Genomic DNA, 25,295 nt, shown 5'->3' on the forward strand with positions numbered 1-25,295 from the left:
ACCTTCCTTAGGCTGAATAGGATGGGCTTCCCCAGCTTGAACTAAGTCCTGAGTTCGCCTGGCGCAAATCCAAGGTTCAACACGATGTATTCATCCACGGAGAAAGGCTTCGCCTCTTTTAAGGTTTTAATCGCCACCCCATCGCCCACCCGAGCTTTCTCTACTAAAACATCGTGCGCATGAGCCCGTCGGAGAAGCTGTGCAATTCCGTCGGCACGCGGCATCCCGCGGTCGTCTACACCAAATAGCCGCGCCTGCGCAGCCAAAAACCGGCGGCGTCGACGCTCCCAACCAGATAGACGGCGCTCTTCCAGGAGCTGAACGAGTTCGCGCTTCTTTTCCAAATCCTCATTCACCGGGAACCCTTTTGCGCTCCAGCCCTAGTTCGTCCATCAGGGTCTTGATCTGGGCGTCCAGCTCCTCAGTGGTCATTTCCGAATAGCTCACGTTCAATGGACCACCGTCCGCTCCACTGATCTCGTGCTTACTAACCACCTTGCCGTATGCTCGCTCGGCGAGTTCTTTGAAGGCGTTGCCGCTTCCCTTGAGCAAGACGCTCAGCATCGCTTCGTAGATCGATTCCACATTGTTCTCAAATACTGCCCGGGCGATCTCGCGTGCCCAATCGTTTTTTGGACGTCCACCGGGATTGCCGCTCTCGCCCGGCTTAAATCGCGTTTCCTTACCAACGTTTTGAATATAAGGATTGCCCGGTCTCTTCGCTTCTTTTTTTTGCCTGTTTTGAGCCATCACAATTTTTGCAGGTTGTGCCGGATCGAAGCCCATTCCTTTGATCTCACGCCCAAGATCATTCATGCGGCTCCGACGGTCCGGCTCACTGGCCAAAATCGACCAAGGGCGCGCCAGGCTGTCAGTACGAGCAACGGACCGGTCAACTGCGCAGGCAGGGCACGCTCTCCGCCTGTGTCTTAGCTTTGTCCCTGATGTTATATGTCTCACTCCGGACAAAAGAACACAAGATCCGGCGATGGATGGACAGAATCGGCACCCATTGCGTTCTAGTTGTGGGTGTTTTCGGATGTTGCTAGACCTTCCGCCTTTAAAGTCAGTGCGGGATCAAGCAGTGGGGATCGTGCAGATGTCCAGCTGCGATAGCGGGCAATCGGACAATTTCGCACCAGGTAGATTCTGTGCGTCAAACAAAATTAGGAGGCGGCGTCCTGAGCCACCTGCGCGCGACACGACAGTAGCTGCTGCTGCCGATAGCCAACGCTGACGCTGCAGAGTAAGACGATTTATTTTGTTGAAATTTCAAACTGCACCGCTGCCAAGCGATTAAGGCATATTGACTGTTTAAGGTGAAAAGTCTCTGCTGCTCGACGCGACCGGTACTGGTACCACCCCTAAGGGGTGTGGTACTGCTGTACCAGTCGTCGGAGTGGTATTGGTACTGGTACGGTACCACTGAACTGGTTACACGGGTTCATACAGCAAAGCTCTTTTGGCGCCTCTTCGGGACTTCCACACGGAACCCTCGTGCTGGTCAAGTAATGCTAGAACTTTGTTGCGGCCCATGCCTGAACGCTGCACGACCTGATTTTTTGAAAGTCCTGGGCTGCTGCTGATGATTTTCGCAATGGCATCGATTTCTTTTTGGCGATTGTTTGCTACTGATGAATCGGTGACAGTGAAGCGTCCGGCCGCGAAGTCAGTTTGGATCGAAATAGTCGTCTCGGCTGTGAACCTGTGCTTCACGCTTCGCAATTCCAGCAGGTCTTTACGTTTGACGAGCGCAAAGACCGCGTCGGCACCGCCGGCAATGTCACTGCTGCCGCGATAGGATGACGTCTCGGATTTTCCCTTGTGGTGCACCGGGAAGAGGGTCGCGCCCGCGTTTGCCAGCCTACGCAGATGTGCCATTACTTTGCTCATCTCAGAAGCATCGTTTTCGTTTTCGGCGCTATGGAAGCGGATCAGCGAGTCAAAAACGATAAATGCGCCGATCTTGGCAAATTCCAAGAGCCGTGGATCGCCAATCATGGGCGGCTCGTCTTCACACCAAGCACCCCATGGACGAAATACTCCAGGGCCCCCACAAATTGTTTGGAGCCGGTTTCGCATGAGCTGTAGTGGGTTTTCGCGGTCAAGATAAAGGACTGGACGGCGTTCGCAGCGTCGGCCCAAGAATTCCCCGCCTTGGGCTATCGCTCTGACAATGCCCATTGCCAGCCAAGTCTTGCCTGCACCTGGTTCTCCCGCAAGCACGGTGATCGCTCGCGCTGGAATTAGGCCCTCTACCGCCCATGAAACGTCACCCGAGGAGATTTCGAACGGATCCGGAATCTGGTCAAGCGTCACGATTCGGTGTATAGAATCGGATTGGTATTCTGCTAACCGCCAGTTTATTTCAGCGAATCGCGGCGCCAATTCAGTAAGGCTGGCGCCTCCGTTGGCGTGCACCATCGCAGCTTCACAGGCGCTGGAGACGTATCTTTTGCCGGCCGCCTCGCGCACCATCTTGACATAATGCTCAATGTTCAGGGTGCGCGGCAATCCGTCTGTGAGCGATGTTAGATAAGCGATCCCGCCGACCGCCTCGACTTCATGTCGACGCGTCAGTTCTTCTCCAAGGGTGATGATGTCGATCGGTCGGCCCGATTCGGCCAACTCTCGCATCCTGCAGAAGATTCGTCGGTGCGCATCGAGAGAAAAGTTATCAGCCCGCAGCACCTCTGCCACTAGCCAAACCTCATTGTCCAAGATGACCGCGCCCAGGACCGCGCGCTCGGGATCGCTAAAAGTGAATGTCATCGTCGTGATTTTCCAGGTGAGAGTCCTTTCTTCGGCAGCGGTTGCAGGCCACTCGCGAAACCGTCCGGCACCTTGGTGTGACTCGCCTTCTATCGGCGAAGTCATTGGATCTCGTTCTGTTTGCACCCATGTAGTCGACGCGTCCGACCGTTACCTACACCTTCACGCTCGGCACGTTCCACCTCAGCCATAGGTATCAGACGCCGACCACCGATGTAGATTGTCCGCAAGTAACCATCCCGCGCGAGTCGTTTCGCTGCGTCCCGTGAAATTCCGAACATCTCGGCGAACTCGGTAAAACCTACTGCCCTTCGTCCAGCTAACCCTGTCATCATCTTCTTTCCCCTTTGCACTGCCGCGATCTGTGCTAGACTATGTGCCTGTCACACTAGATTTGTAAATAGTTATTACAATTCTAGCGGGGAGCAGCAAAATTATGCCAGGTTTCGTTCTAGAGGACCGCGTGAGGAACTTCCTAAATCCGGGGAGAGTACCTCTGGAGCGGATCCGGGGGTTCCTCATTGGGCTTGCAAACGTGGAAGCCGATGATCCGAACGACACCCGTAACTTCCTTCGTCAATACGAGAACTTCTTCTTTGTGGATGATAGGTTCCGCCGTCATCAAGAAATCGTGGAGTTAATACACGGCAGGCAGCTTCCGGCAAGACCAGGAGGCCGGCTCTCGCACGACGAGAACGGCCGGTCGGTTGTTGAGGGCGTTCTGGAGGGTGAACTTTCAGACGAGCAAGCGGGCCTAGCGCGGAAGCTGATCATTGAGCGTTTTCAATCTTCGGTGACGTATGCCTGGACGGATGACGCTGCTCCACATCGTCGAGAAGATGTCATTGCAGACGCTCTGGACTCATACGACCCCCGGGAACGGGGATGGCTAGTTCAGGAAGCTCGGTTCGCTTTTTGGCAGTGGCTGTTTGGACCACCTATGTATCCCAGCCCATTGTTCCCCTCGCTTGAGTATAGGAAGTGCCCTCCTAACTATCGATTTGAGCAAGCAATGCTGTACCTGATGCGAAATCTGCACTTAGCAAAGGAGTGTGCAAATAGGTTTTGCTCTAAGGACCGTTTTTTCTTGGCCGCTCGTGCCAATCGTGTGTACTGCAGTAACGAATGCCATCTACCAGCGAAGCGGGCATCGGAGCTTCGGTCTTACCATAAAAACAAAAATAAATGGAAACGAAAGGAGACGTGATGAGCAAAAGACGTCAGGATGGGCTGTATCGGCGCGGCTACATTTTTTGTTTTCGTTACAAGGACAGCGACGCTGACTGGAAGGAGAAATCCACTGGCACTGGCGATCGCGTCGAGGCGAAAGCTTTTAAGGGTCAGTTTCTTGAGGATCTAAAACAAGGTCGCCTGCCCACGGATAAGGCACAATGGACCGTGGAGCAAGCCTGTATGCGTTGGGTTGAGCAGCACGCCGCTCACCTGAAATCACAAAAGGCAAGGTCCAATGAGCAGTCGTATCTCCGCCAATTGGTACGCCGCTTGGGATCCAGAAAAGTGAAATCTATCACGCTGGACGTTCTTAAGGACTACCAGCGCGATCGCCGTAGGGAGGTAAAAGAGAGGCCCATTAACCTTGAAATGGGAATCTTGGTGAACGTGCTCAAGGAATCGAACCTGTGGCGTGGACCTCTGCTGAACTACAGACGGCTGAGCGAGCCAGAAAGCGAGGTAGGCGAGGCTCTCGCCCTCGACCAACTCAAGAGGCTTGAGACCGTTGCAGCCAGCAACGAACTATGGCAGGTAGCGTATTGTGCAGAAGTGCTGGCCGCCAACACCGGAATGCGTGGCGGTGAGATAAAGAAGTTGCAGCTAGGCGCGATCGACTTGGAGCGGCGCCGTGTCCGCGTCACAAGAAAAAGCACCAAGACGAATGCTGGAGCCCGCTGGGTTGAACTAAACCAAGCCGCCACAGCAGCAGTCGTACTGCTCTACAGGCGCGCTGAGCTGCTGGGCGCTGCAGAACCTGAACACTTCCTATTACCGGCAGATCTGTCGCGCCACACGAAGGCAAGTGACCCACTGAGGGGGCATCATGGCTTTGATCCTACCCGCCACCAAATATCGTGGGACACAGCCTGGAGGCGAGTACGCAGGGCGGCGGGACTCCCAAATCTTCGTTTTCACAGTCTTAGGCATACGTTCATCACGAGCATGGCGGAGATAGGAACTCCTCTGCAGGTAACGCAAGCCATTGTCGGCCATATGTCCGATGCCATTACGAAACACTACACACACATCTCAGACAAAGTGTCGCGCTCGGCCGTGGAAATGCTGGACAAAATTCGCGAACGTAGCAACTTTGTGGATACTTTTGCGGATGTTCCGCTACCGATCGAAACTATATCAGCTAAGCTGTTGCAATGATGGAGCGGGAGACGGGGATCGAACCCGCGACATCCAGCTTGGGAAGCTGGCGTTCTACCGCTGAACTACTCCCGCCCGGCGCACAGAAGACCCTTCGCTGGTGTGCATCAGTCTAGCATCGTAAAAATGGCGACACAACCATAGGAGTAGCCACCAGCCTGCTCCTGTGGAGGCAAGCCGGAGCAGGACGCCACATCCGATGTCGCGTAAATCAAAACTTCCTCGATCAGCAATCAATCTGCGCCAGCGTTGGCAGCCGTCTGTTTTTCGGCACATGCGGTCGGAACCAGCGCGCGTACTTCTCCGCTCAGTGTTCCCTTGGCGAGGAAGCTCCGAATTCTGGCCACCAGGGCTGCAGTCACTTCCTGTCCTTTACCTACGAGCAGCAGACCGTAGCTGCTGCGCAGGTCTTCATCGAGCACCATGCCGATTCTGAGGTCGGCAAGTTTGACCTGATGAAGCTCCATGGTACTGGCCGCGATGTGGAGATCGGAGAGCAAGCTCACGATGGCGCGATCGTATTCCGAGGGATTTTTTAGCAGCTGATCGATGGCTTCGTGGTGACCGACACCTTGGCTGAGTAACTGGTCGAACGCCAGGCCTATCTTGAGGGCTTGAGCGCCGAGGCGGGCGGGGGACTTTGCGTTTGTGCCTGCGGCCGCGGATGCGGCCTCGTTTTGCCGGGAAATCATCTCTGCAACCGGTCCCAAACGCGGGATACGGGTAAGCAGATCGCGCGCCACTACGGGATGGGAGTTGTAGCGGTGCTGCTCCTCAGGCGAGAGGACCTGGCCCATGTGCACGCTCTCCATGGTCTCCGGTGTCAATGTGACGCATCCGAGTTGGCAAAGCATGGCCGCGACCTCGAACTCCCAGGAATGGGTTACGGATAACCGGCGCGCGATGTGACTGACGTAGTTGCGAACCCGGTTTGATTTTCCGAATGCCACCGGATTCACCAGGCTCAGCACTTCGGTCAGAACCTGGACCGCCCCGAAGAGTGTTTTCTCCAGAAGTTCTTTCTCCGACAACACCAGCCGGTATTGCTCAATACAGGCACGCAGGGCGAGAGTCAGATCCTCAGCGGTTGTGGGTTTGGCCAGAAAGCGAAAAATCTTGCCCTGATTAACCGCATGGATGAATGCATCCACATCCGCATTTCCGGTCAGCATCATGCGGATAGTATTGGGCGCAATCTGACCTACTCGGCTCAGAAACTCATTTCCGTCCATCCCCGGCATCCTCAGGTCAGACAAGACCACCGCAAATGGCCCGGATTGCTGCAACTCAGCAAGCCCTTTTTCACCGCCGACGGCCAGAGTCACATCAAATTCCTTGCGCAGTACACGGCGGTACCCTTCAAGCACTAGGGGCTCATCATCCACTAACAAGACTTTCTCTGACATTAGAGTCCTTCCTGGAAGCTCTTCCTACGGCACACTCGTCGCGCTTAGCGAAATCGTCCACTCAAGATGATTTTCCTTATGCACTGGCTTGAAGAGGGATACGCACAAAGAACGTAGTGCCCTTACCCACTTCGGTTTCGAACCAGATTTGCCCTCCATGTTTGTTTACGACTACGTCGTGAGCCAATGGCAGACCTTGCCCACTCCCACGATTAACGGCTTTGGTGGTAAAGAAAGGTTCAAAAATATGGTGACTGATCTCCTGCGGGATACCTGTTCCGTTGTCTTGCACCTGGACCTCCACATAATCCGGACCGCGCCGTGTGCGCACGGTAAGGGTGCCTTTCACAGACTCGCCGTCTCTGCCGGTATCCTGGATGGCGTGAGCAGCGTTGATAATCAGGTGCAGGAATACCTGGTTCATGTCATCGGGCAGGCACACTACAGGCGGCAAATTGGATTCGAAATCGGTCACCAGTTCGGCACTTTTCCATTCGTTGCTGGTGACGGTCATGGTGGTTTCCAGGGCGGCGTTGATGTCAATGGGTATCTTCTTTTCAGCACCCGAGGGAGCAAACCTCCGCATAGCACCAACAATTTTGCCGATCCGTTGTACGCCATCTTCGCTTTGAGCAAGGGCTTTGGGTATCTCGCTGGTCAGGAACGGCAGATCCGCCTCATCAATACGGGTTCTTAGTTGCTCTAGGCAATCAGGTGTCGGGCCTCCCACAGTTTTGGACTGCTTGGCAATACAGCAGGAGAGCGCCAGGACCTGATTCAGTTCGCGCCAGCTGTCCGCCAGGAAGCTGATGTTGTCGCCGATGAACTGATTGGGAGTATTGATTTCGTGAGCAATGCCGGACGCTAGCTGCCCGATCGCCTCGAGCTTCTGGGCTTGCTCGGCGTGTTTTCGATGGCGGATGTCGCGCGCAACGATCACCAAGCTCTCAATCTCCCCAGCCGAATTGCGGATGAATCCACCACGGGATTCCAGCGCCACGTAGCCGCCATTTCTGTGGCGCATGCGGTATTCCAATACCTGTCCCTGGCCAGTGCGGACGGCTTCAGCAGCGCCTTTGATTACGATCTCCCGATCGTCAGGATGGATTTGCTCAAATGCTACCGTCTGTTTTAGTTCTTCCGGCGTGTATCCCAATACGCGAAGATAACTAGAATTGTTGTAAATTCGATTGCCAGCCGGATCTACGACGGCGATCAAGTCTCCGGCATTTTCCGCGATCATCTTGAAGGTCTCTTCCGTTTGGTGAAGAGCGTCTTGGGCGCGCTTGCGACGTGTGATATCCCGAAAGGTGAGGACCGAGCCTACGGCCGTCTTCTTCTCCCACATGGGATAGAGCCAAAATTCCACCGGGAGAGAAGTGCCATCGGCGCGCCAAAATAACTCATCATCCATATAGCTGGTTTCACCGCTGCGAATGCACTTGTAGGCGCCCGCGCAATCGGTGTGGGGCTGTGGACTGCCACCTGTGGGAACACCGTGGCAGATTTCGTGCAGTTTCTTACCTAGCAACTGGTCTGCCGATTCGTACCCTAAATGCTGCAAGCAAGCTCGATTGCAGGACGTACAACTCCCATCAAGATCGAGGCCAATAATCCCCTCAAAAGTTGAATCCAGCAGGAGCCGCACCCGCCGGGCTTCGGCACGAGTTCTGGCATGCACCCCTCGCGCCTGAAGTAAATACCCAGCCAATCCGCCCCCAATCAGCAAATCGGCCACCAGCCTGAGATGGCCCGTCGTCATCGCGAGCAGAGGACTAATCATTGCGGCGATCCCCGGATTGGTTGCGGCTGTGAAGGCATGCCTTCCTCTGGATCCTGGTCCCGATTTATTTATCGGCAGCCAGCTGGCCGTTCTGTATTACACGCCAGAGGCTTAGGGTCGTCCCATTCCGGGAGCGCCTGCCGAAACCCGTCATCGGGGTAGAGCACGGGTGGTAAAGCGCCGATCAGATATTCGGGGTACCTTTATGTCCAGACGAGCCGATGCCTCCGCCGCTCACCCAGAGCCCACACCGGCGCTAGAGCAGGATTCAGTCGCGGTACAGCCCGGCAAGTCGAGCAAACTTGCGGATTCGGAACTTCCGTCGCAGCAAGATCTGGTGCTCGATTCGTTGCCTTCGATCATCATTCAGTTGGATAAGAGTGGCCGCATCAGCGCGTGGAACGCAAGGGCCAAAGCAGTGTTCGGCGTGCAACGTGAAGCCGCTCTTGGAAAGACGCTAGCTGCTTCCGGGGTAGCATGGCTCGGAGGAAAGCTGGAAGTCGACCTCGATCACTGGCGGTCCGACGAACTCCCCCGCCGCTATGACAACATTCTTTTTGAGCGGAATGGGGAAAAGCGCTGCTGGGCTTTCGTTGCCCACCCGTTGAGACAAGGAGGCCGCGACCCTGTGGGAGTGTTGATTACGGGTGCAGATGTTACCGAGCGGCGCAACCAAGAACTGCAAGAAGAGCAAAGGCAAAAACTCCAGGCCATTGGACAGCTAGCATCAGGAATTGCCCACGAAATCAACACTCCTACTCAGTACGTCTCCGACAATATCACCTTCTTAAGAGATTCCTGGCAGGAGCTCGATCAACTGCTGGAAGTGGTATCGAAGCTATCTACGGCACTCGAGGCCGGTGCTTCCGCGCAAGATCAAACCGCTATTCTGGGAAGGAGTGCCGAGCAGATAGACCTGTTGTACCTGAGGAAAGAAATACCGAAATCCATTGAGCAGTCTCTTGAAGGCCTTCGCAAAGTGGCCATGATTGTGCGGGCCATGAGGGAGTTCTCGCATCCGGGCTCCCCGGACAAATGTGCCATCAACATAAACGAAGCCATTGAAACCACGGTCACGGTGGCGAGGAGTGAGTGGAAGTACGTGGCGGAACTTGTTACCCATCTTGACCCACAATTACCGCAGGTGTTCGCCATTGCGGGCGAGTTCAACCAGGTGATCTTGAATCTGGTGGTAAATGCCGCGCATGCCATCGCCTCCAAGAGCAAAGATGCGGCGGTCAACGGCAAGATTACGATCGCTACCAAGCACGATGGTGATAGCGTGGAAATAGATATTTCCGACACCGGATCGGGAATTCCCGAAGCGATTCGCTCGCGAATCTTCGAGCCCTTCTTCACCACCAAAGAACCCGGGAAAGGCACCGGACAGGGCCTTATGCTGGCGCACACAATCATCGTTGACAAACATGGGGGGAAACTTTGGTTTGACACAGAAGTGGGAAGAGGAACGACCTTCCATATCCGCCTTCCCATCAAACCTGCCGCAAAGGCAATGCACGCATGAGCAAGCAGGTGCTCTTTGTAGACGACGAGGAATACATTCTCGACGGGCTGAAACGTGCCTTACGTCCCAGGCGCCACGAGTGGACCACGCACTTTGCCCAATCCGGTGCGCAGGGGATCGCTCTTCTCCAGCAGCACACCTTCGACGTAGTCGTTAGTGATATGCGTATGCCGGGAATGGATGGCGCTGAATTCCTGGAACAAGTGTGCAAGATCCAGCCTCGTACCGTTCGCCTCATCCTTTCTGGACAGTGCGATCGTACTTCCATCCTGCGCGCCTTGGGACATACGCATCAATTCCTTAATAAACCTTGTGACGCTGAGACCATCACCCGCGTCCTGCAGCACACGTTCGTCCTGCAGCAACTCATTAATCCGGCGCTTTGGTCTTTGCTTACACCCGTTAATAATTTGCCTAGCCTGCCGCTTCTCCATCAGAAAATTGTCGAGCAGTTAAGTGGTCCCGAGGTCTCAGTTTCCGTGCTGAAGGATATTGTTGGGCGCGATCCCGCGATGACGGCTCGTATTTTACAGTTGGTAAACTCTGCCCTCTTCGAGTCAGCCCGGCAAATTACTCAGGCTTCCAGCGCGGTAGACGTTTTGGGAGCCGAGTCACTTAGTTACTTGGTCACGCAGGTGGGAGTCTTTGCTCCCGCGGTGCCGAGCGAAATCCCACTCGATCTCGATGCAGAGAACAATCATGCTTTCAGGGTCAAGATGGCGGCCCGTACTATTGCTGAATGTGAGCAGCTAGACGGGGACAAGAAAGCGAAGGCGCTTACCGCCGCCCTCATCCACGACCTCGGCAAGCTGCTCTTAGCTTGGCAAATGCCGCAGGAATACACGAAAGTGCGTCACCTGATCAAAGCTGGCATGTCTTGCATCCAGGCGGAGCAAAAAGTGTTTCACGGAGATCACGCACAGTTGGGGAGCTGGCTATTTGGCCTCTGGGGATTGCCTGAATCGCTAATCAAGGCGGTTGCCTTACACCACGATCCTACAATTCTAAATTCTCCAGAATTGGACACTGCTGTGGTGGTAAACGTGGCTAACCTGATGGCGCACCAATTTGATTCCTCAGAAAACACGGCGGCATTGGTTCCCCCCAGCCAACTGATCTCCACACCTTGGGAGAGCAAATATCCGTTCTGGGCACAAGCTTTCCTGAAATCCAAGCAGGAGTGGGCCGCCTCCCCAGAACTTTCTCGAGCCACGGCTGTCTAACTTGCAGCCTTGTGTTTGCCGGGCGCGGTCTTCTCTACCCTTACCCATGCGCCATCTTTCGCGGAGCGTTCCACTGCCTCGACCAATCGCTGCACGCGAACTGCGTCGTCGAAATTGGGATGGAAGGTCTCTTTCCTTGCCAAAGCGTCGAGAAAATCTGCGAGGCTCGAAATAAACGTGTGCTCGTAGCCGATGATGTGCCCCGGCGGCCAATAACGATCCACGTAAGGGTGGCCCGGTCCGGTGACTAACACCTGGTGTTCGCCTTGGATATGCGTCGGGTCAGTAGCGTCAAAAAATTCGAGGCGATTCAGGTCTTCCAGATTAAAGCGCAGCATCCCCTTCGAACCATTGATATCGAAGGCGTTGCGATTCTTGCAGCCGATGGCGAAGCGCGTAGCTTCAAAGCTGCCAATACTGCCATTCGCAAAACGCGCCAGCAAGAGCACCGCATCGTCAACTTCGCGTCCGGGTGCAAAGGTCTGGATCATCGCCGACAGCTCCTCGATTTCGCCATTGAGGAGCAATGCCAGATCGAGGGTGTGCGTTAGCAAATCCCCTATGGCGCCGGAACCGGCTTCAGCGCGATTAAATCGCCACACTCCTTTGCGCGCCGGATCGGCTCCCCAACTCTGCAGGTAAACCGAGCGATAGTGATAGACGTTCCCCAGCCGGCCCTCGTCCACGAGTCGTTTGGCCAAGGAAACAGCAGGAACACGGCGGTAGTTGAACCAGACCAGGTTGGGTACATTGCGCGCTGCCGTTGCCATGCGCTCAGCTTCATCCACTGACATGGCCAACGGCTTCTCGCATAGCACGATCTTCCCTGCTTTTGCCGCGGCAATCGCTATGGGTGCGTGCAGCAGGTTGGGGGTGGCCACGTCAATTACGTCAATATCTTTTCTGGCCACCACCGCTTCCCAGTCAGTTGAGGTTTCTTCCCATCCCCAGCGTTTGGCCATTGCTTCAAGGCTCTCGCGATTGCGCCCGCAAATGACCTTCAGCCGCAAATCGTAGGGCGTATCAAAAAATCGCGTTACCTGGTGGAAGGCGTTTGAGTGGGCGCGGCCCATAAAACCCTGGCCGATCATGGCAACGTTCAGCGTCTGCTTTGGTTGGTTAGCGGTCATATACGCTTCCGGGATGTTTCGGGTTGAAATCAAAGAGCGCCATCATACCAACTCTTTCAGGCTAGGTGGCGAGTTTGGGTGGTTATCGGGCGAGTTCGGCCCGCGGAATTTTCGCACCATTTACACTTATCGCTCGCATGGCCATCGTAGCCACCGAACTCTCGAAACTCAGCCTGGCGGACGCCTCCGAACTTGTACGCCGCAAGTCGGTATCGCCCATCGAGTTGACCGCAGCGTGTTTGAAGCGGATTGAGCAATTAAATCCCACGTTCAACGCATTTATTACTGTGACCGCCGAGACGGCAATGCAAGAGGCGCGCACGGCAGAGGCTGAAATTCAGCGCGACGGCTGGAAAGGGCCTTTGCATGGCATTCCCATTGCTCTTAAGGATCTATTCGATACCACTGGAATACGGACGACGGCAGGCAGCGCGGTCTTTCAGGATCGCATACCTCATCAGGACGCTGAAGTGGTGCGCCGCTTGAAAGCTGCTGGGGCGGTCTTGCTGGGCAAGCTCAACCTTCACGAGTTTGCCTATGGCGGAAGCGGCATCATCGGGCATTTCCCGGCGGCGCGGAATCCAAGGGACGCAAGCTTCATCACCGGCGGATCATCTTCCGGCTCAGCGGCAGCCGTGGGCGCCGAGCTCTGTTACGCGGCTCTGGGTACGGACACAGCCGGCTCGATTCGGCTGCCCGCGGCACTGTGCGGGATTGTCGGCCTGAAGCCAACCTATGGGCGGGTGAGCACCCGCGGCGTGATTCCACTTTCGTGGTCTTACGACCACGTCGGCCCGATGACCCGAACTGTCCAAGACACGGCGCTCCTGCTGCAGGTAATCGCCGGCCATGACCCATCAGACATTTCAAGCGTTAATGTACCCGTGCCCGACTATGTTGCAGCTCTAAAGAAAGACACCCGGGGCTTGCGCGTAGGAGCGCCTCGCCAGCTCTTCTACGATGATGTTGATCCCGAAATCGCCGATAGCATACAAACTGCCCTGCAACTTATTTCCGAGCTGACGGCTGGAGTGCGCGAGATGACGTTGCCAGTAGATACGGACCGCTCTGCCTCCAGCGCCGAGGCTTGGACCTTTCACGAGAAACTTGTTGCCGAGCACGCTGACCTTTATCAGCCGGAGACACTAAGAAGAATCCGCACGGGCGAGAAGCTCACCGCCGCCGCTTACATCCAGAAGCGTCGAGAATTAGAGCAACTTCGGCAGGAGATCGCCGTGACCGTTGCGGAAGTGGATTTGCTCGTTACGCCGACAACTCCGGTGCTTGCTCCGTCTTTCGCGGAACTTGAGGCAGATCCCACCGCCCTGCGTGCTCGCGAACTGCTTCTGTTGCGCAATACGCGCCCGTTTAACGTCTTCGGGTTACCCACCATTTCGCTTCCCTGTGGAGTCGCACGCGACGGCCGATGCGTCGGCCTTCAGATCAGCGGAAAGGGGTGGGACGAGGGGTCGGTGCTAGCGTTGGCGCATGCTTACGAGTCCGCGCACAGAACGGCAGGAACGTAGTTCTCAATCAGTGTCGGTTCGGGTGCCTGGCCGAACGCTCGCGGCAAAGCGTTCTTTGGAGTGAGCTCTCGGGCTCCCTTTTTCCACCAACATCGGATGATAGGCGAGCCAGGCCGCGACCCGGCGTTGCGCTTCAGCCAAATCCGCCGAACTCATGCGAGAGCGCAGGATGGTGACTCGATACTTGCTGGCTTCGTCTCCAGCCCCCGCCGCTATGGCTGACCACATATAAGCCGCAAGATAATCCTGCGGGACGCCACGTCCTGCCCAATAGAAAGCGCCCAGGGTTGCCGCTGAAAGCACGTGTCCCTGGCCGGCAGCCTTGGCAAACCATTTCACAGCCTGGGAATAGTCCTGAGGAGTTTCGTCACCACCAGCGTACTTGGCGGCCAGTTGGAACTCCGCGTTTACGTCGCCCTGGTCGGCCAGTCGGCGCACTTGATCCAGAGAGGCCGATCCGCTGGCTGAACTAGAGTTCTGATCTGACTCGGACTCCGGGGTTGACGCTAATGCTCGCGCCGTCAAACCCGCAGTTCTAGATTCGGCCGCCTGCGCCAGTCGTGACATGCGAAAATTGGCAAATCCGAACCAAACTGCGGCCAGGACAAAGATGCCTATGGTTAGCAGAATAGGTAAACCGCTCCTCAATCCCGCATTGGGCGCCTTTTCGGGCTCCGCCGCCCAGGCATCTAGCGCCGCCGAAGTACCCAGATGAGCAGCTGAAGAATTTTGGATGACCGTTGTGGAATTAGCTTGTACCGGCGCTGCTTCGGGCTTGCGCGAAATCTGCTGGGGTAAGCTCTCCTCGGGCGTAGGAGTTGCAACACGTTGTGCCAAACGTTGTAGCTCCATGCATGCGGCTGCATTAAACGCGCCCACTTTGGCGGAGAGAACCTCCAGGATACCCAAGACCTCCCCACGCCTGAGGATAGGCACAGCCACCACCGACCGGATACCTAAGGCGCGGCAGCTCTCGCGATCAACATAGCTGTTCTTCTCCGAATCATCGCACCGCAATAGGCGGCCGGTGGTGATACAGGCTCCGGAGATACCCGACTCGGAATTGAGAGTTGATCCAGTTGGCGGAGCGAGATGGCCCGCGCTGGCCCGGCATACCACCGCGGTGCTCTCACGTAGCGCAATGGCACAGCCATCGGCGCCGGTCGCCGTGAGCCCTTCCTCGACGATGCGCTGGAGTTCGACGGCCGCTGACGCCGGTTGCGCAATCTCCGCCCGAGTACCTTCTGCACGGGTTATCAGTTCAGAGAATGGCCGCGGATGCTGCTCGGCTAAGGCCAGCGAGTTAAGCATGAGCCATTGCTGCAATTGCCCGCGAGTCTCTCGTGTGAGTTCCAGGAACTCCAGACCAACTTGACCGCGATCGTCTGTCCAGGAGACACGCGCGGGAGTCGCAATCGAGTTGCGGGTCTCAAGCAGATCAAGCCGGAGACTAACAAGGGAATCAGGGTCCAACTGGCCCAGCGTCGCCAAGGCCAAGCCCCGCTGGCTTACATTCAGAATGTTGCCCCCGGTTATGCCCTTGCCGGAGGCCTGCATAATGCTGGCGTATGCAGGAGTGCGGACTCGTTGCCTGGCTTCGCGGCGACGTTCGGGGTACATTTCGCTTGTCCTAAATCTGCAATTGACATAGTACGATTGATTGCTTGAAAACCCCAAGCAGAAATCACAATTGCTCCCAAAATGACACTGTTGTCACAGCCGAGGTGTTGCTCCTGACCCAGTTTGCGGGAGACCCTTCGCGCAGTGGTTAATTTGCCTGCTCATCTGTTTGGTTCCCCAAAAGCGTAATGACCCAGCGAGGCCTGGACCACCGGCCAAATCCGGAGTTCAAGAAAGCATCTTCGCTGGACTCGACCCTGTACCACAGCCCACCGCCCGCGCGATCGCCGCAACCATGAAACCGGCCAACATCTGCAGGTTAGCGACTGCGAGATCATCAAAGGCATAGGCTTCGGAGGAAAGCACCTCGAAAATCCCCAAGCTCTTGCGGAAATGCTGCAGTGGCGCTACCAGGATTGAGCGCACGCCCAGTCGGCGGCAGCTGTCTTTATCCACAATGGGGTCCTCTTCGGAATCGTCGCAGCGCAGGATTTGCCCGGTGCGGACGCACTCGCCAGAGAGCCCTGCCGTAGTCTGAAGGCGCATTCCAAGGTCGGGAGCAGTACGGCCGGCACGGGCGCTACAGACCACGTCCTTGCCCCAGCGCAATCCAATCGCGCTGCCTGTAGCGCCGGTCATAGTGGCTGCCCGCCCGGCGATGACGCTGATCGCCGGCTCCAGATTAAGCTGAGCTGGTCCGGCGGTTAATACGTCGGCTGTGAGTTTCTCGTCCACGGCACTCCGCGCAGCTACTAAGCCGCGGTCTGTCACCATCTCCGCCGCAACCGGCACGGTGGAAAGCAGATCGCGTACCAGATCATCCATTGCTGAATCCTGCAATAGAGTCGCTCGGGGCTCGTGCAAAAGCGATCCCCCCATCACACGGGACAGGCTGAGCACCGCCTGGCTGCCACAAGCATGGCAAGTGGGAGTGTTGTTCTCATGGATCAGCTCGCATTCGATGCAGAAGACGGCCCGTTGCAGAGACAAGAAATTCAGATCAGCGCGCGGCGCCCACAGTCCCATCCGAGTTCCTCCGAGTCCCGCCGCCGGTTCGTTCCAATACCTGAGTGACGAAAAAAAACCAGTGCAGCGGAAGCGCGAGAATAAATGGTGATCTCTGTGAATGATAAGTAACGCGATTGGTTCAGGACTCGCCTCTTATCGCGGATTGCTGACCGCTATCTCCTTTGTGGAAGACTGATTGGTAGCTGAAGCTTTGCATGCCACTTCTATGCATCCCCCTGCCCTCCAGCAACCCTACTGACTTTCCGTTACAATAAGCGGTCGTTGGGGACAAACCATTCGTGCAACCTGTTTTGAGCAATCAAAGGGAAATTTACACTGTAAGTACTTGGATTTGCGGCGGCTCTGCGGACAATGCTGCGCGCGTTACTATAGGGTGTTATTTTGGCTGTCGGCGTGCAAAGCGTACAACGGACAGCTACTTAGCCGCATCTATCCACATGCGGCCTGAAAAGGCGAATTGACACAAGCGAAAAAAACATTGGTTCCCGGGCTCTCCGAGGCGGAGGCCATTGACCGGGCCAAGGCAGGTGACGCGGAGTCGTTCGAGGCCCTGTACGGACTGCACAAGCGTCGGGTTTACTCGCTATGCTTGCGCATGACCGGTAACACCGCCGAGGCCGAAGATCTGACGCAGGAAGCGTTTCTGCAGCTGTATCGCAAGATCGCGACCTTCCGCGGCGAATCGGCGTTCTCGACCTGGCTTCACCGTCTCGCCGTGAACGTGGTGTTAATGCACCTGCGCAAAAAAGGCCTTCCGGAGGTTTCTCTGGAAGAGAGCCTGGAGCCGCAGGAAGACGGGCCGAAAAGGGACATTGGCGCCCGAGACAACGTTTTGGCGGGCTCCATCGACCGGGTCAATCTGGAACGGGCGATTGAAAATCTGCCTCCGGGCTACAGAATTATTTTTGTGCTGCATGATGTTGAAGGCTACGAGCACAACGAGATTGCCGAGATCATGGGTTGTTCAATCGGCAACAGCAAGTCTCAGTTACACAAAGCGCGTATGAAGTTGCGTGACCTCCTCAAAGCGAGCAGAGCCGAAAAGGCCACCAGGAGCTGAGGGGGAGAGGTGAGGATGCAATGCCGTCCGGGGGGAAGGTGAGCATGACCTGTGCAGAGTTTCAGAAAGTTCTGCCTTACATCATTGATAGCGGCGGAAACGTCGGCGAGCAAGAACATCTAAAAACCTGTCCCATATGCGCTGATTTGGTTGCCGACCTCACCTACATCGCCGACCAGGCCAAACTTCTGGTTCCTATGATGGACCCCAACCCCCGGGTTTGGAATGGAATTAAGCATTCCCTTGAAGAGTCAGGCCAGGTAAAGAGAAGCGCCACCAAGAGCGGCGTACGGGGGCGTCTTCTAGAATCCCCAACCCGTTCTCGCTGGGGTCCGGCCGCGTGGTTGCTGCCGGTCGCGGCCCTGGTGCTCGTGGTGATTGGATTGTTCCTTTACAGGAACAGAACCAACCCAGACAACTCATACAGCGCTGACCAGAGAGTTTCGCCCTCGGCCACCATGACTCTTGTAAATTCGGATGGCATGGGGGAAACGCAGGATGAGCAACTGCTGTTGCAATTGTCCGAACATGTGCCCAGCCTGCGTCCTGCGTACGAGCAAAACCTTCGCAGCGTTAACTCCTATATCGCGGATGCCCGCCGCTCAGTGCAGACCGACCCTGACGATGAAGATGCGCAAGAAGCGCTGATGCAGGCTTACCAACAGAAAGCAGTGTTGTACGATATGGCTGCACAAGAATCAGTACCTTGATTTTGAAGGAGGAAGAAGCCAGTTGCGAGCGGGTGCCAACAACGTGAATGCTAGCAAGCAGCTTGCCTGCTTGTGGCTGTTTGTCGCCATCGTGCTTCTGAGCGCGGGGACGGTTCGTGCATTTGCGGCAGACGGCGTGAAGCAATTCCACTACACCGTTGGTCGCCACGCCAGCATCAGCATCCGCAATCCCTCGGGAGCGGTGGTCGTCAAGCCCTCCGACAATAACCAGGTCAGTGTTATCGCCACGCTGCACTCAAGCAAAGTAGAGGTGGAGCCTACACAAGTAGGAGACCGTCTCTCACTGAGCACCCATTTCTTACAAGCTGGCACCCCCGAAGAGCGGCGTGTTGATTACGAAGTCAGCGTGCCCACCGATGCCAGCGTCAACGTGGTTTCATCTAGCGGACCAATCTCGGCCGAGGGCTTAAAGGGCGACGTAATCCTCGAAGGTGACGCAGCCCAGGTCAATGTAAGTCGGGTGAGCGACGCTCATGTACATGTGCGAACCCTTACCGGTTCCATTGCGCTCCAAGACATCAACAATGGCCATGTCGAAGCCAGCTCTTTGAGCGGCCCCGTGACGCTCACCCACGTTGCAGGGACGCGCGTGTCGGTGAACACCACCAGTGGCAAGATCACTTACACAGGCGATTTCAGTGGTGGGGGCGATTACTCGCTTACCAACCACTCGGGTGACATTGAAGTCACGATTCCCGCCGCAGCATCGGTGGATATTTCGGCACGCTCAATCACGGGCAGCGTGGATAGCGATGTTCCTCTGCAGCAGCGCCAGCACAACGCATTCCAGCCGGTCCCGGGAAAGGCGCTAACCGGAATGTCGAATTCCGGGTCTTCTTCGGTTCGCCTGCTTTCCTTCAGTGGTAAAATCCGCCTCAAGAAACAATAAATTTCAGTGGCGGTGGACCCGCCGGCTTAGAAGGCGTCCGCATGAATACTGGCCGCGGTTTGCCTGACCGAGGCTCACAAAGGCGAGGTTTGCGAGGCACAGCTTCGCCACGCCAAGCTTCGTCGCGCACACCTTCCCCGCATACGAAGAAAAAGACCGCCACCAAGCCCAGCCGAAAGTTGCGGCCCAAATCCAACACCGTCATCCTCTTGGGATTTATGGGAGCTGGCAAGACCACTATCGGGCTAGCCCTGGCACAGCGCCTGGGCTGGGAATTCATAGACCTTGACGAACGCATTGAGGCGCGCCAAGGGCTGACTATCGCAGAGATCTTTCGCGCTTCAGGAGAGCCGGAATTTCGGCGCATAGAGAGCGCCGAGCTGCAGCGCGTCCTAAAGCCTCGGCTCAGATCCAAACCGGCGATCGTTGCCTTGGGAGGCGGCGCCCTCATCCAGGATAAGAATGCCGCCCTCGTGCGCCGCTCCGGCGCAATGTGCGTCTTCCTGGATGCTCCGGTGGAGGAGCTCTGGCGGCGGGCCCAGAAGAACGGAAAACGCCCGCTGGCAGCCTTCGAGAACCAGTTCCGCCAATTGTATGAGCTGAGACGCCCGCGTTATATGGAAGCTGGTGTGTATGTGCCCACCGCCGAACGAGCTATTGAGGTCACGGTGACAGAGGTGCTCACGCGGTTGGGGCTGATGGACGAAGAACTCTAAATTGGAAGTAGACGCACAATGCGTACGTACCCAGGGTATGGAGAGTTGAATTGAAAAGTAGAATGCTGATTATCGCGGTTTGCTTGTGCACAAGCGTTCTAGCCTGGCCTGACAAGAATGAAAAATTAGTGGATTCTGGCTCCTTTGGCATTTTTCAGGGCGGAAAGCGAGTGGCCACCGAAACCTTCACCGTGAAGGAGCAACCGGGTGGGAGCGTGGCTAATTCCGAAATCAAGGTTGATGACGGGAGCAAACATCCCAGCCAGACCGCCAGGATTGAGCTATCGTCAGCCGGAGAGCTGAGGCGCTATGAGTGGCACGAACTCACGCCGGTGAAGGCGGAGGCATTAGTCACCCCCAGCGACCCGTTCCTCATGGAGCACCTGATTCTCAGCCCGGAACAGAAGCCCGTAGACCAGCCCTTCATGCTGCCCAACACCACATTGATTCTGGACCACAATTTCATTCTCCTACGTCAGATACTCGCTTGGCGGTATCTCGCCAGCGGTTGCAAGCCCAGCGGCGCCAACATGGAGTGCCGCCTTCCTCCGGCGAAGTTCGGGGTATTGATTCCGCAGGAATTAACGTCAGCCCAGGTGACGATGGAATACGGCGGCTTGGAGAAGGTGACGGTGCGCGGAGTACAGCGTGACCTCTACCGCCTGAATCTAAAGTGGGATGGACCTGATTGGTCGCTTTGGCTGGACGCCAGCTATAAATTGATTCGGGTCGTAGTCGCCGGTGCGGATACCGAAGTCGTCCGCGACTAGCGCCGTTCAGGGTCACACGGCGCGGCAACAAGTGAAAGGAACCAGCGGTGACGCTCATTGATACACGCGCAGCACGAGTGCTGTTCACCGCGTTGTTGTTCGCCTGCGCGTTGGCGTTCATCTATCTTGCGCGCCACACCCTGATCATTTTCCTGTTTGCAATTTTCTTCGCTTACCTGATCGAGCCGCTGGTCTCAGGCCTGCATAAATGGGTACGGAGTCGTGGGTGGGCCATTGCCGGTGTGTACGTGCTGCTCGCAATCGTCCTGAGCGTGGTGTTCTTTTTTGTTGGACCACAGATCGCGCGGGAGAGCGGGAAGCTGACTACATCGTTGCCACCACTGCTGGACAAAGTGAGCAGCGGCCAGATCGCGATCCAGGTCGGCTCACACCGCGGTTGGAGTGAGAGTACGCAACGCCAGGTGCAGAATTTCCTGAAAAACCATCGCTCCGATCTTAACCGTTGGGCCAGCCGCATCGGTTTCCGGTTGGCCGAGCTCGCGCAAAATATCTGGTGGCTGGTCCTCATTCCCATTCTGGCGGCATTTTTCCTGAAAGATGGCCGTAGGTTTATTGACTCTCTGTTGGGGATCTTCAGCAGCCGTAGTCACCGCGAGTTCCTGGAAGGGGTCATCAACGATTTGGACGAGATGCTGGCCCATTTCATTCGCGCCCAACTGACCCTGGCGGGGCTGGCACTGGTGGCCTATATCGCAGCGCTTTCCTTGCTGCGCGTACCCTACGCCCTGGTGCTGGGCACCATGGGAGGCATCTTGGAATTCATTCCGGTGGTGGGTCCTTTGACTGCTGCCGCTGCGATCCTTGTTGTGGCGTTTTTGACGAGCTACCCCCACGTGCTCGTCGTCGCTTTATTCCTCGGAATTTGGCGACTTATACAGGACTATCTGACCGCGCCCCGAATTATGGGAAAGAGCGTGGAATTGCATCCCCTGGCGCCAATCTTTGGCGTGCTGGCGGGCGCCGAAGTGGCAGGGGTGATCGGCGTATTCCTTTCCATTCCGATTATGGCGAGCATGCGAATCGTCTGGCGACGCTGGCGAATTTACGCGGAGAAGCGCAAATTTGGTCCCCTCGAAGGCTTTGCCGCTGATCTTCCTCCAATCGGCACCCATTAGAGGGGTTTACCCGTTTGCCGACGCTGTAGCGCCGATCTCCACCCCACGCAAAAACTCGGCGGCAGCCTCTGGCAGGACTGTATTAATGAACATCCCCGAGCCCAGCTCGAATCCGGCCACCCGGCTCATTCGCGGGATGATGCTCAAATACCAGTGGTAGTACTTCACGCCTGCATTCTCAGCGGGCGCAGACCGGATAGTGAAGTTGAAATCCGGGTCTTTAAGCCCAAAATATAGCTTCGCCAGTACGCTGCGCAGCACTTGAGCCATATCTTCGAGCTCCTCTTTTGTGATGTCGCCGAAGCTCGCCATGTGTCGCCGGGGATAGATCTGTGTAGCAAAAGGGCTGGCTGAGGCAAAGTGTTCCATAGCGACAAAATGCTTGCTGGCCAGGACAATACGCTCCTCCTCTTCCAGTTCATCAGCCAGCACGGTGCAGAAGATGCACTCTCCAAAGTCGTCGAAGTGGCGAAGAGCTTCGTGCAAACGGCTCCGCACCTGTGAAGAAATCACGGGCGTGGCAATCAGTTGGCAATGGGGATGTTCCAGGCTGGTGCCGGCCTCGATTCCGTGGTTCTTGAAGATGGTGATGTGCTCGATCCTGGGGTCACGGCTCAGCTCGTCATAGCGGGCCTTGAAAGCTCCCAGCACTGATGCAACCTGATCGTCGGTGAGCAGAGCGAGGGTGCTCGAGTGGTCAGGAGTTTCCACAATGACTTCGTGAAATCCAAAACCATTGATGACGCGTTTGGAACGGTGGACAGTTCGCACCGGCTCCTGATCGTGCAAGAGCGCGGCAAACTTATTGGGCACAACTCGTACCTGCCATACATTTCTACCCGCGGAGACGCGTAATAGTTCCGGCGGCGTAAGATTCTCGTTACCCGGGCAGAAGGGGCACTTCGCGTCGTATTTCGGCGAACGGCGCAGCGGCCGCTGCATCGCCAGGTCCTTGGGACGCTTGGCGCGTTCAGTCGCAATGATCACCCATTCCTTTGTGAAACGGTTCTGACGTAGTTCCGGCATGAATTATTCCCCCCGGTTGATCGCCGCAAGTTTCAGTGTGTGATCAGCTGCAAACTAAGCTGCTGCGCATCGTGTAAAATCCAAAACAAATTTCCCATGGCAGAGAAATTACCCGTCGGAATCCTGGGCGCGACCGGCATTGTGGGCCAGCGCTTCGTGCAGCTGCTGGAACACCATCCCTGGTTCGAAGTGGCCTGGCTTGCAGCTTCCGAGCGTTCCGACGGACGCATGTACGGCGAGGCTGCACGATGGAAACTGAAGACACCGGTGCCGGCTCGCGCCGCCGAGATGCGGATTTCGTCGGCCAATCCCGAGAACGCCCCCAAAATCATTTTTGCCGCGCTTGATGCCGCGGTTGCCAAGGAACTGGAGCCCCGTTTCGCCGAGGCCGGCCATGCGGTGATCTCTAACTCCAGCGCCTTCCGCATGCAAAAAGATGTTCCTCTCGTAATTCCTGAGGTCAACCCTGACCACCTCAAAGTGTTGGAGTGTCAATCCTGGCGCCGGAATTCAGGGGGATTTATGGTGACCAACTCCAATTGCTCCGCCATGGGATTGGTGCTGGCGCTAGCTCCATTACATCAGCAATTTGGGTTGGATAAGGTGATTGCTGTCACCATGCAGGCAGTCAGTGGGGCAGGCTATCCCGGAGTGGCATCGCTCGACATTTTGGGAAATGTTATTCCCTATATTTCTCATGAAGAAGAAAAGATGGAAGTTGAGACCTGCAAGCTCCTGGGAAGGGTGAACGGACACCATATTGAATCGGCGGATTTCTCCATGAGCGCGCAGTGCAATCGCGTTGCGGTTGAAGATGGCCATACCGAGTCGGTTTCAGTAAAGCTGCACAAAAAGGCCGGGGCAGAAGAGATCCTCAAATCCTGGCGACACTTCCGCGGAATTGCTCAGGAGTTGCGGCTGCCCAGCGCGCCGGAGCACCCAGTGCTTTACCTGGAGGCTCAGGACCGGCCGCAGCCTCGCCTGGACGTTGATCGCGGGAACGGGATGTCCACGAGCGTTGGACGCCTGCGTAAATGCAACGCTCTGGATTGGAAGTTTACCGTCCTCTCACATAACACCATCCGCGGCGCGGCTGGTGCGGCGTTGCTCAACGCTGAACTGCTAAAGGCGCAGGGTTATCTGGATTGAGCGCGGGGCCTCCATGCTGGTGATGAAATTCGGCGGCACCTCGGTGCAGGATGCCCCTGCTATCGAGGCCGCCGCCGATATCGTTCGCGGGCGCTTGCCGGAGAAGCCAGTGGTGGTGGTCAGCGCCATGGCCAAAGTCACGGACAGCCTGCTGGCCATGGGACAAGCGGCAGGAAAAGGCCAACGTGACCTGGCGCTGGATCTTTCTCGCCAGCTGCGAGAGAGGCATTACACCACAACCGGCGAACTACTTGGAACCGGGCTCTTTACCAAACTGCACGCCGAGCTCGAGGCGGAATGCGACTCGCTGGATGAGCTGCTGCGCGGCATTTTAGCCGTCGGCGAGCTGACGCCACGTACCGCTGACAACGTTGCCTCATTCGGGGAGCGGCTCTCGAGCCGAATCGTGAATGCGGCATTTTCTGCGCGCGGGATTCCCTCTCGCCTGGTAGACGCGCGGCAATGCATTGTTACCGATTCCACCCACACCCGGGCTGTACCTCTCTTCGACGAAACCAACGACAAACTGCGCACCAAGGTGAAGCCGCTGATCGAAGCCGGCGAGGTGCCGGTTATGGGTGGCTTCATCGGAGCGACCCGCGATGGCATCACCACGACCATCGGTCGTGGCGGCTCTGACTTTTCTGCTGCCATCGTGGGTACCGGCCTGGGAGCACAGCGCATAGAGATCTGGACGGATGTCGACGGGATGATGACCACCGATCCCAGCCTCTGCCCGAAGGCGCGCCGTATCAAGGTGATCAGCTTCGAAGAGGCTGCGGAGCTTGCCTACTTCGGCGCCAAGGTGCTCCACCCTGCGACCGTTCTGCCTGCTGTCCAGCAAGGCATTCCGGTGTATGTCTTGAACTCGCGCAATCCGAAGTGCGAAGGCACTCTTATTACCGCCCGAGCACCGCAGTCCCGCAACATTTTCAAGGCGATCGCCGCTAAGAAGCGCATAACCGTTGTGGATGTGGTCTCCAGCCGGATGCTTATGGCCCATGGCTTCATGCGTGCGATCTTCGAGGTTTTCGACCGGCACCGCTGTCCCGTGGACGTGGTCTCCACCTCAGAGGTAAGCGTTTCCCTGACCGTAGACTCTAACGAAGCCATCCCGGCGATCGCCGCCGAGTTGGCCGAACTGGCGGATGTTAAATATGAAGGCAGAAAAGCCATTGTTTGCCTGGTGGGCGACAATCTAAAGTCCACTCCCGGAATCGCTGCCAAGGTTTTTGGCGCGATTCCGGACATCAACATTCATATGATCTCTCAAGGCGCCTCGGAGATAAATCTTACCTTCGTGATCGAGGAGAACGATGTCCCGGAGGTGATTCGGTGCCTGCACGGGACCTTCTTCGCCGACCCTGACCCGGTGGTTTTCGCCTGAAGCCAGGGCCCGGGCGCCAAGCCTGCCCT

The 25,295-nt window shown here is 56.5% G+C and carries 21 protein-coding genes and 1 tRNA gene; 12 read left to right on the forward strand and 10 right to left on the reverse strand.

The features are described from left to right. Nucleotides 1–41: 41 nt before the first annotated feature. The 3 genes from VFA76_09375 to VFA76_09385 form a co-directional block, all read right to left on the reverse strand. Complete coding sequence (locus tag VFA76_09375; GenBank protein ID HZR32049.1) at nucleotides 42–356, reverse strand: hypothetical protein; 315 nt, start codon at nucleotides 354–356, stop codon at nucleotides 42–44. Then, the gene (locus tag VFA76_09380) at nucleotides 349–786 is read right to left on the reverse strand and encodes a DUF5681 domain-containing protein (protein ID HZR32050.1); all 438 of its coding nucleotides are present in this window, start codon (nucleotides 784–786) and stop codon (nucleotides 349–351) included. The genes VFA76_09375 and VFA76_09380 overlap by 8 nt, the downstream gene beginning before the upstream one ends. 648 nt (nucleotides 787–1,434) lie before the next feature. Beyond that, nucleotides 1,435–2,877 (reverse strand): AAA family ATPase, encoded by a 1,443-nt coding sequence (locus tag VFA76_09385; GenBank protein ID HZR32051.1) that lies wholly within the window; start codon nucleotides 2,875–2,877, stop codon nucleotides 1,435–1,437. A gap of 1,101 nt (nucleotides 2,878–3,978) precedes the next feature. On the opposite strand from VFA76_09385, the gene VFA76_09390 reads away from it, so the two are divergent. Continuing rightward, nucleotides 3,979–5,160, forward strand: a complete 1,182-nt coding sequence (locus VFA76_09390) for a site-specific integrase (GenBank protein HZR32052.1) — start codon at nucleotides 3,979–3,981, stop codon at nucleotides 5,158–5,160. Here the strand turns inward: VFA76_09390 and VFA76_09395 are convergent. The 3 genes from VFA76_09395 to VFA76_09405 all read right to left on the reverse strand — a co-directional run bounded on the left by VFA76_09395 (nucleotide 5,161) and on the right by VFA76_09405 (nucleotide 8,349). Beyond that, nucleotides 5,161–5,235: transfer RNA gene (locus tag VFA76_09395), tRNA-Gly, on the reverse strand. Between the two features lie 158 nt (nucleotides 5,236–5,393). Beyond that, nucleotides 5,394–6,566, reverse strand: a complete 1,173-nt coding sequence (locus VFA76_09400; protein HZR32053.1) for an HD domain-containing phosphohydrolase — start codon at nucleotides 6,564–6,566, stop codon at nucleotides 5,394–5,396. Between the two features lie 76 nt (nucleotides 6,567–6,642). Next, nucleotides 6,643–8,349, reverse strand: coding sequence for a PAS domain S-box protein (locus VFA76_09405; GenBank protein ID HZR32054.1), 1,707 nt, complete (start codon nucleotides 8,347–8,349; stop codon nucleotides 6,643–6,645). Nucleotides 8,350–8,554: 205 nt separating this feature from the next. Here VFA76_09405 and VFA76_09410 point away from each other — a divergent pair, with 205 nt between their 5' ends. Both VFA76_09410 and VFA76_09415 read left to right on the forward strand, forming a co-directional pair. Next, the gene (locus VFA76_09410) at nucleotides 8,555–9,874 is read left to right on the forward strand and encodes an ATP-binding protein (GenBank protein HZR32055.1); all 1,320 of its coding nucleotides are present in this window, start codon (nucleotides 8,555–8,557) and stop codon (nucleotides 9,872–9,874) included. After that, nucleotides 9,871–11,097: a response regulator gene (locus VFA76_09415; protein HZR32056.1), complete on the forward strand. Its 1,227-nt coding sequence runs from the start codon at nucleotides 9,871–9,873 to the stop codon at nucleotides 11,095–11,097. Before VFA76_09410 ends, VFA76_09415 begins: the two co-directional genes overlap by 4 nt. Here VFA76_09415 and VFA76_09420 read toward each other — a convergent pair. Beyond that, nucleotides 11,094–12,227, reverse strand: a complete 1,134-nt coding sequence (locus tag VFA76_09420; GenBank protein ID HZR32057.1) for a Gfo/Idh/MocA family oxidoreductase — start codon at nucleotides 12,225–12,227, stop codon at nucleotides 11,094–11,096. The genes VFA76_09415 and VFA76_09420 overlap by 4 nt on opposite strands. 65 nt (nucleotides 12,228–12,292) lie before the next feature. On the opposite strand from VFA76_09420, the gene VFA76_09425 reads away from it, so the two are divergent. Beyond that, complete coding sequence (locus VFA76_09425) at nucleotides 12,293–13,753, forward strand: amidase (GenBank protein HZR32058.1); 1,461 nt, start codon at nucleotides 12,293–12,295, stop codon at nucleotides 13,751–13,753. A 3-nt stretch (nucleotides 13,754–13,756) separates the two neighbouring features. Here the strand turns inward: VFA76_09425 and VFA76_09430 are convergent, their stop codons facing one another. After that, nucleotides 13,757–15,373, reverse strand: coding sequence for a GAF domain-containing protein (locus VFA76_09430; GenBank protein ID HZR32059.1), 1,617 nt, complete (start codon nucleotides 15,371–15,373; stop codon nucleotides 13,757–13,759). Nucleotides 15,374–15,601: 228 nt separating this feature from the next. Continuing rightward, nucleotides 15,602–16,399 (reverse strand): GAF domain-containing protein, encoded by a 798-nt coding sequence (locus VFA76_09435; GenBank protein ID HZR32060.1) that lies wholly within the window; start codon nucleotides 16,397–16,399, stop codon nucleotides 15,602–15,604. A gap of 460 nt (nucleotides 16,400–16,859) precedes the next feature. Here VFA76_09435 and VFA76_09440 point away from each other — a divergent pair, with 460 nt between their 5' ends. The 6 genes from VFA76_09440 to VFA76_09465 all read left to right on the forward strand — a co-directional run bounded on the left by VFA76_09440 (nucleotide 16,860) and on the right by VFA76_09465 (nucleotide 21,704). Then, entirely contained in the window at nucleotides 16,860–17,462 is a 603-nt protein-coding gene (locus VFA76_09440; GenBank protein ID HZR32061.1) for a sigma-70 family RNA polymerase sigma factor, read from the forward strand. 20 nt (nucleotides 17,463–17,482) lie between these two features. Beyond that, nucleotides 17,483–18,172: a hypothetical protein gene (locus VFA76_09445; protein ID HZR32062.1), complete on the forward strand. Its 690-nt coding sequence runs from the start codon at nucleotides 17,483–17,485 to the stop codon at nucleotides 18,170–18,172. Between the two features lie 22 nt (nucleotides 18,173–18,194). Further along, complete coding sequence (locus VFA76_09450; GenBank protein ID HZR32063.1) at nucleotides 18,195–19,082, forward strand: DUF4097 family beta strand repeat-containing protein; 888 nt, start codon at nucleotides 18,195–18,197, stop codon at nucleotides 19,080–19,082. A gap of 41 nt (nucleotides 19,083–19,123) precedes the next feature. Beyond that, nucleotides 19,124–19,798, forward strand: a complete 675-nt coding sequence (locus tag VFA76_09455) for a shikimate kinase (GenBank protein HZR32064.1) — start codon at nucleotides 19,124–19,126, stop codon at nucleotides 19,796–19,798. Nucleotides 19,799–19,926: 128 nt separating this feature from the next. Next, complete coding sequence (locus VFA76_09460; protein ID HZR32065.1) at nucleotides 19,927–20,568, forward strand: hypothetical protein; 642 nt, start codon at nucleotides 19,927–19,929, stop codon at nucleotides 20,566–20,568. 47 nt (nucleotides 20,569–20,615) lie between these two features. Next, entirely contained in the window at nucleotides 20,616–21,704 is a 1,089-nt protein-coding gene (locus VFA76_09465) for an AI-2E family transporter (GenBank protein HZR32066.1), read from the forward strand. Nucleotides 21,705–21,710: 6 nt separating this feature from the next. On the opposite strand, the gene galT is transcribed toward VFA76_09465, so the two are convergent. Continuing rightward, nucleotides 21,711–22,730 carry a galactose-1-phosphate uridylyltransferase gene (gene galT, locus VFA76_09470; GenBank protein ID HZR32067.1) on the reverse strand — a complete coding sequence of 340 codons (1,020 nt, stop codon included), beginning with the start codon at nucleotides 22,728–22,730 and terminating at the stop codon, nucleotides 21,711–21,713. A gap of 96 nt (nucleotides 22,731–22,826) precedes the next feature. On the opposite strand from galT, the gene asd reads away from it, so the two are divergent. Then, complete coding sequence (gene asd, locus VFA76_09475) at nucleotides 22,827–23,879, forward strand: aspartate-semialdehyde dehydrogenase (protein ID HZR32068.1); 1,053 nt, start codon at nucleotides 22,827–22,829, stop codon at nucleotides 23,877–23,879. 13 nt (nucleotides 23,880–23,892) lie between these two features. Then, the gene (lysC, locus tag VFA76_09480) at nucleotides 23,893–25,266 is read left to right on the forward strand and encodes a lysine-sensitive aspartokinase 3 (protein ID HZR32069.1); all 1,374 of its coding nucleotides are present in this window, start codon (nucleotides 23,893–23,895) and stop codon (nucleotides 25,264–25,266) included. The last annotated feature ends 29 nt before the right edge of the window (nucleotides 25,267–25,295 follow it).

It is taken from the genome of Terriglobales bacterium, assembly GCA_035651655.1.
GTDB lineage: Bacteria > Acidobacteriota > Terriglobia > Terriglobales > Acidobacteriaceae > DASRFG01.